The organism is Xanthobacter autotrophicus, assembly GCF_005871085.1.
Lineage (GTDB): Bacteria > Pseudomonadota > Alphaproteobacteria > Rhizobiales > Xanthobacteraceae > Xanthobacter > Xanthobacter autotrophicus.
The window spans coordinates 38851-50909 of record NZ_VAUP01000041.1 but is presented as its reverse complement, the minus strand read 5'-3'; the positions used below and the strand labels follow the sequence as shown (position 1 = coordinate 50909).

Genomic DNA, 12059 nt, shown 5'->3' with positions numbered 1-12059 from the left:
CTTCTCAGCCGTGCTGCCGGGCGGCTTTTTCGGCGAGGCCGGACTGGCCTGTTCGTCGCGCAAGCTCCGCATGGACATCGGCCAGCGGCACCCCGCGCGCCTTCAGCAACACAAGCAGATGGTAGAGCAGATCGCTGGTTTCCGCGACGAGCGCCTTCTCGTCGCCGGAGACGGCGGCGATCACCGTTTCCACCGCCTCCTCGCCCAGCTTCTGGGCGCATTTCTCGACGCCCTTGTCGAGCAGCGAGCGGGTATAGGACGCCCCCGCATCCGCCGAGGCGCGCGCCGCGACGATGGCTTCGAGGTCGGCGAGGGTGAAGCTGTCGCTCATGACGGTGGCCCGGGAAGGGAGGGCGGGGAAGGGAGGCGGAGAAGGGAGGATCGAGGCGCTGGGCCTAGACATCGAGGCGGACGGGAAGCCCCGCCTCGGCCAGGCGTTCCTTGGCCTCGCGGATGGTGAAGGTGCCGAAATGGAAGATGGAGGCGGCCAGCACCGCCGAGGCGCCACCCTCGCGGATGCCGTCCACCAGATGGTCGAGGGTGCCCACGCCGCCGGAGGCGATCACCGGCACGTGCACCGCGTCCGCCACCGCCCGGGTGAGGGCGCAGTCGAAGCCCTGGCCGGTGCCGTCCCGGTCCATGGAGGTCAGCAGGATCTCACCGGCGCCGAGGTCCACCACCTCGCGGGCGAACTGGATGGCGTCGATGCCGGTGGGGGTGCGCCCGCCATGGGTGAAGATCTCCCAGCGGTTCTCCTCGCCCTCTTTGCTCACGCGCTTGGCGTCGATGGCCACCACGATGCACTGCTCGCCGAACTTCTCGGCCGCCTCGCCCACAAAGGCGCGGCGGTTCACGGCGGCGGTGTTGATGGAGACCTTGTCGGCGCCGGCATGGAGCAGCGTGCGCACGTCGTCCACGGTACGCACGCCGCCGCCCACGGTCAGCGGCATGAAGCACTGCTCGGCGGTGCGGCGCACCACGTCGAGGATGGTGCCGCGGTTCTCGTGGCTGGCGGTGATGTCGAGGAAGGTCAGCTCGTCCGCGCCGGCGAGGTCATAGGCGCGCGCCGCCTCCACCGGATCGCCGGCGTCGCGCAGGTCCACGAACTGGACACCCTTCACCACGCGGCCGTCCTTCACGTCGAGGCAGGGGATGACGCGGACTTTCAGCATGTCACACCTATCGTCCCGCCACCAGCGCCAGCGCCTCGCGGGCATCGAGCCGGCCGTCATAGAGGGCGCGGCCGGTAATGGCGCCTTCCAGCTTCTTCGCGCGCGGGGTGAGCAGCGCCTCGATATCGGCCAGCGACGCCAGGCCACCCGAGGCGATCACCGGCAGGTTCACCGCCTCCGCCAGCGCCACGGTGGCGTCGAGGTTCAGGCCCTTCAGCAGGCCGTCGCGGGCAATGTCGGTGTAGATGATGGCGGTGACGCCGGCATCCTCGAACCTTCTGGCGATGTCCACGGCGGCGATGTCCGAGGTCTCGGCCCATCCCTCCACGGCGACGCGCCCGTCGCGGGCGTCGAGGCCCACCACGATGCGGCCGGGATGAGCCTTCGCGGCCTGCTTCACGAAGTCCGGGTCGCGCACTGCGGCAGTGCCGAGGATGACGCGGGTCACCCCCTTCTCCAGCCAGGCCTCGACGGTCTTCAGGTCGCGGATGCCGCCGCCGAGCTGCACGGGGATGGAGACGGTCTCCAAAATCCGCTCCACCGCCGCCGCGTTGACCGGCTTGCCGGCGAAAGCGCCGTCGAGGTCCACGAGATGGAGGTAGCGAAAGCCGAGGGTCTCGAACTCCGCCGCCTGGGCGGCGGGATCGCGGTTGAACACGGTGGCCCGCGCCATGTCGCCCTGTTCGAGGCGCACGGCGAGGCCGTCCTTGAGGTCGATGGCCGGAAAAAGGATCACGGATGCCACTTCAGGAAATTCGCGAGGAGCGCGAGGCCGAGCCTCTGGCTCTTCTCGGGATGGAACTGGGTGCCGGCCACGTTGTCGCGCGCGACCATGGCGGTGATGGTGCTGCCATAGTCCGTGGTGGCGACGAGGTCGATGCCGTCGGCCGGCTTCAGATGGTAGGAATGCACGAAATAGGCGTGCAAGCCGCCTTCACCGGTGGGAATACCGGCGAGGAGGGGGTGTTCGCGCGCAGTCTGGAGCGTGTTCCAGCCCATGTGCGGGATCTTCAGTTCGGGGTCGGACGGGGCGATGCGCTCCACTTCGCCGCGGATCCAGCCGAGGCCATCGGTCACGCCATGCTCCAGCCCGCGTTCGGCGAGCAGCTGGAGGCCGACGCAGATGCCGAGGAAGGGGCGGCCGCGCTCCTTCACCGCCTCGGTCATGGCTTCCACCATGCCCGGCACGGCGTCGAGGCCGGCGCGGCAGTCGGCGAAGGCGCCGACGCCCGGCAGCACCACCCGGTCGGCGGTGCGCACGATCTCCGGATCGTTGGTGACGATCACCTGTTCCGCGCCCACGTCGAGCGCGGCGCGCTCCATGGCCTTGGCGGCGGAGTGGAGGTTGCCGGAATTATAATCGATGATCGCGACGCTCATCCCTCAGGCTCCCGGAAAGGCGCCGATGACGCCGGCCTGGCCGCCTGCGAAGGCGGGGGGCGCCATGGGGCGGATGGCCGGCAGGTCGGCGCGCGCCAGCGGTGCGGGACGGGCCGCGACCCAATCCGCGAAGAAGCGCTGTTCCGCCTCGTCCCGGTTGGGAGCGATCACCACGCCGGCTTCCTCATAGCCCTTGCGGGCCAGCTTGCGCTGGCGCAGGGCCGGAAGCTCGAAGGCCAGCAGCAGGTGGAACCCCGCCATCACCACGTCGGTCACCGCCTGGGCGAGGCCGGCGAAGTGGGCGGTGAGCTGGAGCACCACCACCACCGCCACATAGGCGGCAAGCGGCAGCCACAGGCGGAAGCGCGCCAGCACGAACGGCGCGAAAAACAAAGTCGCCCACGAGAATTTCTCGCGCACGAACACGGTGCGGCCGGCCACCGCCTCGGCGGTGTCGCCGGGTTCCGTCCTGCTCAGGACCGTCCAGATGCCCATCGTCCGGCTCCTCAGGTTCCCAGCGCGCCCTTGGTGGAGGGGATCTCCCCCGCCGCCGCCGGGTCCACCGCCACCGCAGCCCGCAGCACCCGGGCAAGGCCCTTGAAGCAGCTTTCCGCGATGTGGTGGGCGTTCACGCCGTACAAGGTCTCCACATGCAGGGTCAGCCCGGCGCTGGAGGCGAAGGCCTGGAAGAACTCGCGCACCAGCTCGGTGTCGAACTCGCCGATCTTGGGCACCGCGAATTCGGTGCGGAATACCAGGAACGGCCGGCCCGAGATGTCGAGGGCAACCCGGGTCAGCGTCTCGTCCATGGGCAGCAGCACGTCGGCGTAGCGGGTGATGCCGCGCATGTCGCCGAGCGCCTTCTTCAGCGCCTGGCCGAGCACGATGCCCACATCCTCGGTGGTGTGGTGGAAATCCACATGGAGGTCGCCGTCGGCCTTGATCTCAAGGTCGAAGCGGGCATGCCGGGCCAGCAGGTCCAGCATATGGTCCAGGAAGCCGATCCCGGTGGAGATGGCAGAGCGGCCCGTTCCGTCGAGATCGACGGTGAGGGCGACGCGGGTCTCCTTGGTTTCGCGGACGATGTCGGCCTTGCGCATGGAACTCCTCCAAGGCCGCGGGTTCTATCAGCAACGTCGCTGCATTGCCATATGGCGAAGAGATGACGTTTTCAGGCGTCCGATCCTCCCCTCGCCGCGCCCGGGGCGATGTGGCATAGCAGCAATTCCAGCGGATGGGGGATGCGGATGCCGACGACGCAGAACGACGGGCTTGAGCTTGCCTATCAGGTAAGCGGGGAGGGCCCGCCGGTCCTCATCATTTCCGGCCTGTCTGCCGAGCGCTCGTTCTGGGCGCTGACACGGCCGCTACTCTCAGGCTTCACTCTCGTCGAGTTCGACAACCGCGACATCGGCAAGAGCGCGCGAGCCAAGGCACCCTATGTCGCCGCCGACATGGCGCGAGACGCCCTCGCCGTGCTCGACGCGGCGGGAATCCAGAAGGCGCATGTCATCGGCCATTCCATGGGCGGCATGATCGCTCAGGAACTCGTCCTCATGGCGCCGCAGCGCGTGGACCGGCTGGTGCTCTCCAACACCATCGCCCGCAACGACCTCTACACCACGCAGATCATGCGCCTGCTGAAGGAGCTGCGGCTCCAGCTCGACAACGAGCTGACCTTCGGCGCGGCGCTTACCAGCTTCGTTCTGGGCATGGGTACGCTGAAGAAGATCCCGCTCTTTGCTGCGGTGCAGCAATCTCTGGATGCCGGGCTCTACCAGGGGAAGGACGCTTTCCTGCGCCAGCTCGAGGTCTGCACACAGGCGGACACCCTGGCGCGGCTCGGCTTCATTTCGGCGCCGACGCTGGCCATCTATTGCGATGACGACCGGATGTTCTCGCCGCACATGGTGCGGGAGATCGCGGACGCCATCAACGGCGCGGTGCTGGATGAGATCGTCGACAGCGGGCACTGCCCCATGGTGGAGGCCCCGGAGAATTTCGCCACCACCGTCCGCGCCTTCCTGAAGGGCAGCTGACGGCACAGAATGGCGCCACTCGGTTGCGTCCGCGCGGGAACGCCCTAAGTAAGGCCCCGAGCGGAGCTTTTCATGCAGCATTCCCCGGATACCATTTACGGCACCACCATCGTCACCGTGCGCAAAGGCAACCGCGTCGCCATCGCCGGCGACGGGCAGGTGACGCTCGGCCAGACCGTGCTGAAGTCCAATGCCCGCAAGGTGCGCCGGCTCGGCAGGGGGGATGTGATCGGCGGCTTCGCCGGCGCCACGGCGGATGCCTTCACCCTGTTCGAGCGCCTGGAATCCAAGCTGGAGCAATATCCCGGACAGCTTCAGCGCGCCGCGGTCGAGCTCGCCAAGGACTGGCGCACCGACCGCTACCTGCGCCGGCTGGAAGCCATGATGATCGTGGCGGATGCCTCCATCTCCCTCGTGCTCACCGGCACCGGCGACGTGCTGGAGCCGGAAGTGGGGGTGGCCGGCATCGGCTCGGGCGGCATGTTCGCGCTGGCCGCCGCGCGGGCCCTGCTCGACCGCGAGGAGGACCCGGAAGCCATCGTGCGCCGCTCGCTGGAGATCGCCGCCGACATCTGCGTCTATACCAACCGCAACATCGTGGTGGAAACCATCGGCGCCTGAGGCCCCGCCCGCGCCTTCACGGCGCGACGGACCGCGACCCGAACGCCACCAGATTCCATGAGCGACCCTTCATGAGCGACTTTTCCCCCCGCGAGATTGTCTCCGAGCTGGACCGCCACATCGTTGGCCAGGCCAATGCGAAGAGGGCGGTGGCCATCGCCCTGCGCAACCGCTGGCGGCGCCAGCAGCTGGACGACAAGCTGCGCGAGGAGGTGCTGCCCAAGAACATCCTCATGATCGGCCCCACGGGCGTCGGCAAGACCGAGATTTCCCGTCGCCTCGCCCGGCTTGCCGGCGCGCCTTTCCTCAAGGTGGAAGCCACCAAGTTCACGGAAGTGGGCTATGTGGGCCGCGACGTGGAGCAGATCGTGCGCGACCTCGTGGAGGTGGGCATCGGCCTCGTACGCGAGGCGCGGCGCAAGGATGTGCAGGCCAAAGCCCATCTCGCCGCCGAGAACCGGGTGCTCGACGCCTTGGTGGGCGCCACCGCCTCGCCCGCCACCCGGGACGCCTTCCGCAAGCGCCTGCGCGCGGGCGAGCTGGACGACAAGGAAGTGGAGATCGAGATCCAGGCGGGCGGGCAGGGCATGCCCATGTTCGACATCCCCGGCATGCCCGGCACCCAGATGGGCGCGGTCAATCTGGGCGACATGCTGGGCAAGGCCTTCGGCGGCCGCTCCAAGCCGCGACGGGTCAATGTGAAGGAGGCCCATCCCCTCCTGCTCGCCGAGGAGGCGGACAAGCTCATCGACCAGGACGCCATCGTCCAGGACGCCATCCACCAGGTGGAGAACAACGGCATCGTCTTCCTCGACGAGATCGACAAGATCGCCGGCCGCGAGGGCCGCTCGGGCGCGGATGTCTCCCGCGAGGGCGTGCAGCGCGACCTGCTTCCCCTCATTGAGGGCACCACGGTTTCCACCAAGCACGGGCCGGTGAAGACCGACCACATCCTGTTCATCGCCTCCGGCGCCTTTCACGTCTCCAAGCCGTCGGATCTGCTGCCGGAGCTTCAGGGCCGGCTGCCCATCCGGGTGGAGCTGGAGGCGCTGACGCGGGCCGACTTCGTGCGCATCCTCACCGAGACCGAGGCGAGCCTCGTCAAGCAGTCGGTGGCGCTCATGGGCACGGAGGGCGTGACCCTTACCATCACTGCCGACGCGGTGGAGGCCATCGCCGACGCGGCGGTGGAGGTGAATTCAAACGTGGAGAATATCGGTGCCCGGCGGCTCCAGACCGTCATCGAGCGGGTGCTGGACGATCTGTCCTTCTCTGCCCCCGACCGCTCTGGCGAGACGGTCGTTGTGGATGCCGAATATGTGCGCTCGCGCGTCGCCGACCTTGCCCGCAACGCCGACCTGAGCCGCTTCATCCTCTGACGGAGCCGGATGTGCCGGCCTCTCTCAGGAGAGCCGGCGCCGGTCCTGCCAGGCGAGCTTCTTGCGGTAGAGGGTGGAGGGGCTGAGATCGAGGGCCGCGGCCGCGAGCGGGATGTTGCCATCGAACGCGGCGATGGCCGCCTCGATCACCCGCCGCTCCACGATGGCGAAGGGCTCGACCCGGCCGAAGGTGCCCCCGTGCGCCGCGTCCATCAGCATGGCGGCGGCCTGGGCGTTCGGGGCTTCTTCCGGCAGAGGCGCCTCGGGCTCCTCGAACAGCTCGGGTCCCAGCAATCCGCCGTCGCCGAGGATGACCGCGCGCCGCATCAGGTTCTGCAGTTCGCGCACATTGCCCGGGAACGACCGGGCTCGCAGAACGTCGGCTGCGCCGGGGGCGAGACGCGAAATCGGCCGCCCTTCCTCGCCGGCGAAACGGGCCAGGAAGGCTTCGGCCAGCAGCACCACGTCGTCGCCGCGCTCGCGCAGGGGCGGCAGGGTCAGGGTGAGAACGTCCAGCCGGTAGAACAGGTCCTCGCGCAGGCGGCCGGCGCGCACGTCCTCCAGCGGATCGCGGGCGGTGGCACAGACGAGGCGTACGTCGCTCTTGCGCTCGTCCGTCTCGCCGGCCCGGCGGAAGCGGCCTTTCTCAAGGAAATGCAGAAGCTTGCTTTGGGTGGCGTTGTCCAGCTCCGACACCTCGTCGAGCAGCAGCGTCCCCTCGTGGGCGCGCTCGAGGGCACCGGGACCGGTGAGGCCGAACACGGCTTGTTCCATGTAGGTGGCCGGAATGGCGGCGCAGTTGAGGGCGTTGAAGGGGCCTTCCTGCCGCGTGGAGGCCACGTGGAGGGCCGAGGCCGCAAGGCCCTTGCCGGTTCCGCTTTCCCCGGTCACGAACACCGGCGCGCGCGAAGCCGCCAGCCGCTCGATCTGTTCATAGACGGCCAGCATGGCCGGCGAGCGGCCCAGGAAGCCGCAGAAGTCGCCGCTGCGCGGCAGTTGCGGACGATCGCGGCGCCGCCGCTCGGGACGACGGGCCGGCGTGGCGGCCAGGAGGCGATCCACCACCTCCTCGGGACCGACGGGCTTGATCACCACGTCGTCGGCCCCGGCGCGCATGGCGGCCACGGCATCCGCCACCGAGGCCCCGCGCGCCAGTGCCACCACCAGCGTTCCGGCAAAGCCGGCGGCCCGCAGTCGCCGTGTGGCCTGTTCCGGTTGGTCAGCCGCCAGCAAGATCGCCGCACAGCGCGGCGCCAGGGGCAGGCCGGCCGCCAGATCCTCCGCCTCAAGCACATGCAAGGCATCGCGCCGGGCGAGCGCGGCGCGCATCATGGTGCGCACGTCCGCTTCCGGGTCGCAAACCAGAACGCAGGTACGCCGGTCGGTCGGTGGGGCCGATGGGTTTACAATCATAGCATGTGTTCGTGGTAATAAGTTACGGCAAGGGTAAGCGAAGATCACACTAGACCAAGCTATCGGTCCGGTCTCTAGAGCGCATCAGGCAGGATTGGCTCGCGATACTGCATGGTAAAATGGCATGAAAACAAGAACCTGAAGCGCTTTAGGTGAATCGGTTCCCAATCTTGAATCTGGATCGGTACCATATGCCGCTGGCGGCGCATGGGAGCTGTACCCGGGGACGGAATCCTTGACGCTGCGTGCGACCGCAAAACTGCCGGGATCCTGGCCGTCCACCCCGCGCATGCTTCGATCCGGGCGCTCACGGGACGCGGTCAGCGCCTTGGTCCGGCGCATCTGTCGGCTCCGAAATGGCATTTGATTTGCGCGAAACATTCTATCCACGCGGTGGTTTGCCGGCCACGGCCTCGCGCGAGAGACCGGCGGTCTCCAGCGCGGAGAGGGCCTTGTCGGCCAGCGCCGGGGCCGGCAGCAGGCGATGGACGAGGCGGCGGACGCCTTCCGCTCCGTCCGGCATGCGGTGGAGCAGCGCGCCGACCGCTTCGCGGCTGTCGTTTGTGCGGCCGAGGGTGTGGAGGCAGAGCGCGAGCGCCAGCTTGTTCTCTATGGCCGAGTGCAGCGTGAGCTGTGGCACCAGAGCTTGGGCGGCGAGGACGTCGTTCCGCATGAAGGCGGCCATGGCCAGGAACGCATCCTGGAGATTGGTGCGGACCGCGCCTTCGCGCCGGGCGCGCAGGAGCAAAGCCTCGCCTTCCTCGACGCGACCGGAACCGATGAACACGGTGGCCACTGTTGCCGCCACGTCGAAATCCAGCGGATTGAGCTTCAGGGCCTTCTCGGCGGTGGCGACGGCATCGTCCGGTTCGCCCGCATAAAGCTGGACCACCGCGAGGGTGCGGGCGGCGTAGGCGCTCGCCGGGGCCAGTTCGGAGGCCAGTTCCGCTTCGTCAAGGAACTCCCCCATTTCCTCGGTGGTGGGGTTGGGGGTGTCGTCGTGCAGGGTGGCGTAGAGCTGTACCGTCGCCCGCACGGCGTAGCCGAGGGCGAAGTCGCGCTCCCGTTTGGTCAGCTCGGCCAGGCATGCGGTCCCGTTGCCGCGCTGGCCCTGCGGGTCGCCGCGAATGTAGGCGATGGCGGCGGCGATGCAGCCGAAGCCTGAATCCGGGGCCTTTGCCAGGGCTTGCGCCCGCGCCCGGACCGGGATGACTCCGTAGCTTTCAATGATGGCCACGGCGACGTCGTGAACCACGCGGCGCTCACTGTCCGCAAGGCCGGTCCCCTGGGCGAGGCCGTCGAGGGTGGCCGACCAGATGATGGAGCCGTCACAGCGGTCGGTAATCCGGGTGACCAGCGAGAAGGTGCCGTCGGCACGGCCTTCGGCGAGGCCGGCGAGGGCGAAGACCGAGCGCGATTGCGGTCCGGAACAGGCCTCGGGCACACCCGCTTCGTGAGCGGTGGCGCCAGCCGCCTTCACCTCGACGAAATCGAAGCGGGCGAAGGCGTCGCGCATCCGCTCCTCGATGGCGCGCAGTTCGGTCTCCGTTGGCGCGCCGGGGCCGGAGGCCTCGAACGGGCGCACCTCCACCACCGGCAGCCGGATGCGGTCCGCCATGGCCGCCCCGCGGTCGGACTTGAAAGCGGGGATCCGGGGTGCGAACAGGGCCAGCCCCGCGACGATCACCACAACCGCCGCCGCGGCCATCAGCGCGCCGGCGCGACGCCAGAGCGGCTTCGGTGGTGGCGCGTCCGGCATCGTCGGTGCGGCCTGCGGCTCCGGCCCGGAGGGCACCGGCTCGACGGGTGCTTCCGTGCGGGGATGGAACAGGGGGACATACCCCCCCTTGGGAATGTCGATGACGAGCGGATCTTCGGCGCCCCCCGTGGCGTAATAGCGCTCCAGCGCGCGCCGCAACCGGGTCGCCTCCACCCGCACGATGGGGTCGGACTGGGGATCGAAGGAGGGCGGGCGGCCGAGGGCCTCCACAGCGATGGTGTAGCCCTTGATCTCGTCGGCGCGACCATCGAGGGTCGCTTCCACGACGAAACGCAGGAACGCCGCGAGGCGCGGCGACGAGGTGAAGTCGGGGGCGGCGAGCACACGGTCCAGCGCGGCACGAACGAGGACCGCCTCGTCGCCGCCGGGCGGCAGGGCGTCCGCGGGTGCCGCAGCGTCGACGGTCTCGACGGCGTCCGGGCTACCAGCCTCTGTGGTCTGCTCTACCAAAGTACCTTCCTTACGCACGGTCACAATCTTTGTGGGTCAGAACCCAGGCGCGTGCAAGGGGCACGGCTTGCCGGTCCCCTTGCACGCCATCCGTCCCTTTGGAAACCGTCCCTTTGGAAACCGCCCCTTTGGAAACGGCGCCGTTTCCCAAGGGGCGGTGTACAGCTGGTCATCCCTTGAACGCAGCCGGCCCCGGCCTTTGGAGCGAAACCCGCCGTGGTTGCGTCGAGAAGTATCCCGCTCCAGTGTTTCCAGCGGCCACGCGCGCTGCTAGCTTCCGCACCGACGCGGCCGAAGAATGGCAGCCGGCAGGCCCACTCTCGCCTGGAGCTGCCGCCGCGCGGGAGAGGTTTCATCATGGCTCTGGACGATCTGGTCACCGAAGGCGCTGGCGTGGGTGCGGACGCGATTCCCAACGATCTCGACGCTTTCTGGATGCCGTTCACCTCCAACCGTTCGTTCAAGAAGCGACCGCGGCTCGTCTCCCGGGCCAAGGACATGCACTATTACACTCCGGAAGGCCGCGCCATTCTCGATGGCTGCGCCGGACTGTGGTGCGTCAATCCCGGCCATAACCGCGAGCCCATCGTCGAGGCTATCCGCCAGGCCGCCACCGAGGTGGATTTCGCCCCCACCTTCCAGTACGGCCATCCGCAGGCGTTCCGGCTCGCGAGCCGCATCGCGGACCTCGCGCCAGGCGATCTCGACCATGTGTTCTTCTGCAATTCCGGCTCGGAGGCGGTGGACACCGCGCTGAAGATCGCCCTCGCCTATCACCAGACCACGGGCGCCGGCACCCGCACCCGCCTCATCGGCCGCGAGCGCGGCTATCACGGGGTGGGCTTCGGCGGCATCTCGGTGGGCGGCATCGTGTCGAACCGCCGGACCTTCGGCACCATGCTCACCGGCGTCGATCACCTGCGCTCCACCTATGACCGGGAGCATCAGGCCTTCACCAAGGGCGAGCCGGACTACGGCGCGCATTTCGCCGACGAACTGGAGCGCATCGTCGCCCTGCACGACGCATCCACCATCGCGTCGGTGATCGTGGAGCCCATGGGCGGCTCCACCGGCGTGCTACCGACGCCCAAGGGCTATCTCAAGCGGTTGCGCGAGATCTGCGACAAGTACGGCATCCTGCTCATCTTCGACGAGGTCATCACCGGCTTCGGCCGCCTGGGCCATGCCTTCGCCGCCGAGCGCTATGGCGTGGTGCCGGACATGATCACCTTCGCCAAGGGCATCACGGCGGGCGCCGTGCCCATGGGCGGCGTGCTTGTGCGCAAGGGCATCCACGATGCCTTCATGAAGGGGCCGGAGCACGTGGTGGAGCTGTTCCACGGCTACACCTATTCGGCGCATCCTTTGGCTTGCGCGGCGGGTCTTGCCACCCTCGACCTCTATGCCAAGGAGCACACCTTCACCCATGCCCGCGCGCTGGAGCCCTTCTTCGCCGACGCGATCATGACCCTGAAGGACAAGCCCGGCGTGCTCGACATCCGCACCGTGGGCATCACCGGCGCCGTGGACCTCGCCCCGAAGGACGGCGCGCCGGGCCTGAAGGGCTATGAGGCGCTGGAGCGTGCCTTCCACGAAGAAGGCCTGATGATGCGCATCGCCGGCGACACGCTGGTGGTGACGCCGCCGCTCATCATCTCCAAGGATCAGGTGGGCGAGTTGGTGGAGAAGCTGGGCCGGGTCATCGAGAAGGTGGCCTGAGCCCGCGCCGGCTTCCTTTAAAAAGTCATGCCCCGGACAGGCCGGGGCATGACGGGTTCAGCAGGGGGTCGCGCAGCGGACGTGGCCCGCCCGGGCCCCCGCGGAG

12 protein-coding genes are annotated in these 12059 nt (G+C 68.6%); 4 read left to right on the top strand and 8 right to left on the bottom strand.

Features of this window, described 5'->3' with window-relative positions; genetic code table 11:
* Positions 1–4 precede the first annotated feature (4 nt).
* The 6 genes from FBQ73_RS20760 to hisB form a co-directional block, all read right to left on the bottom strand.
* Positions 5–331: a phosphoribosyl-ATP diphosphatase gene (locus tag FBQ73_RS20760; RefSeq protein ID WP_138401402.1), complete on the bottom strand. Its 327-nt coding sequence runs from the start codon at positions 329–331 to the stop codon at positions 5–7.
* 64 nt (positions 332–395) lie between these two features.
* Positions 396–1172, bottom strand: coding sequence for an imidazole glycerol phosphate synthase subunit HisF (gene hisF / locus FBQ73_RS20755; RefSeq protein ID WP_012114309.1), 777 nt, complete (start codon positions 1170–1172; stop codon positions 396–398).
* A gap of 7 nt (positions 1173–1179) precedes the next feature.
* The gene (gene hisA, locus FBQ73_RS20750; protein ID WP_138401401.1) at positions 1180–1917 is read right to left on the bottom strand and encodes a 1-(5-phosphoribosyl)-5-[(5-phosphoribosylamino)methylideneamino]imidazole-4-carboxamide isomerase; all 738 of its coding nucleotides are present in this window, start codon (positions 1915–1917) and stop codon (positions 1180–1182) included.
* Positions 1905–2552 carry an imidazole glycerol phosphate synthase subunit HisH gene (gene hisH, locus FBQ73_RS20745; RefSeq protein WP_138401400.1) on the bottom strand — a complete coding sequence of 216 codons (648 nt, stop codon included), beginning with the start codon at positions 2550–2552 and terminating at the stop codon, positions 1905–1907. Before hisH ends, hisA begins: the two co-directional genes overlap by 13 nt.
* Before the next feature lie 3 nt (positions 2553–2555).
* Entirely contained in the window at positions 2556–3047 is a 492-nt protein-coding gene (locus FBQ73_RS20740) for a DUF2628 domain-containing protein (protein ID WP_138401399.1), read from the bottom strand.
* A gap of 11 nt (positions 3048–3058) precedes the next feature.
* Complete coding sequence (gene hisB / locus FBQ73_RS20735; protein ID WP_138401398.1) at positions 3059–3652, bottom strand: imidazoleglycerol-phosphate dehydratase HisB; 594 nt, start codon at positions 3650–3652, stop codon at positions 3059–3061.
* A 147-nt stretch (positions 3653–3799) separates the two neighbouring features.
* On the opposite strand from hisB, the gene FBQ73_RS20730 reads away from it, so the two are divergent.
* The 3 genes from FBQ73_RS20730 (at position 3800) to hslU (ending at position 6591) form a co-directional block, all read left to right on the top strand.
* Positions 3800–4591, top strand: a complete 792-nt coding sequence (locus FBQ73_RS20730) for an alpha/beta fold hydrolase (protein WP_170218995.1) — start codon at positions 3800–3802, stop codon at positions 4589–4591.
* Between the two features lie 72 nt (positions 4592–4663).
* The gene (hslV, locus tag FBQ73_RS20725) at positions 4664–5212 is read left to right on the top strand and encodes an ATP-dependent protease subunit HslV (protein ID WP_138401396.1); all 549 of its coding nucleotides are present in this window, start codon (positions 4664–4666) and stop codon (positions 5210–5212) included.
* 71 nt (positions 5213–5283) lie between these two features.
* The gene (hslU, locus tag FBQ73_RS20720) at positions 5284–6591 is read left to right on the top strand and encodes an ATP-dependent protease ATPase subunit HslU (RefSeq protein WP_138401395.1); all 1308 of its coding nucleotides are present in this window, start codon (positions 5284–5286) and stop codon (positions 6589–6591) included.
* A gap of 24 nt (positions 6592–6615) precedes the next feature.
* Here hslU and FBQ73_RS20715 read toward each other — a convergent pair whose 3' ends face one another.
* Entirely contained in the window at positions 6616–7923 is a 1308-nt protein-coding gene (locus FBQ73_RS20715) for a sigma-54-dependent transcriptional regulator (RefSeq protein ID WP_246089869.1), read from the bottom strand.
* 463 nt (positions 7924–8386) lie between these two features.
* Complete coding sequence (locus FBQ73_RS20710) at positions 8387–10252, bottom strand: tetratricopeptide repeat protein (RefSeq protein WP_138401393.1); 1866 nt, start codon at positions 10250–10252, stop codon at positions 8387–8389.
* A gap of 339 nt (positions 10253–10591) precedes the next feature.
* Between FBQ73_RS20710 and FBQ73_RS20705 the strand changes: the two genes are divergently transcribed.
* Positions 10592–11953, top strand: coding sequence for an aspartate aminotransferase family protein (locus FBQ73_RS20705; protein ID WP_138401392.1), 1362 nt, complete (start codon positions 10592–10594; stop codon positions 11951–11953).
* Positions 11954–12059 lie beyond the last annotated feature (106 nt).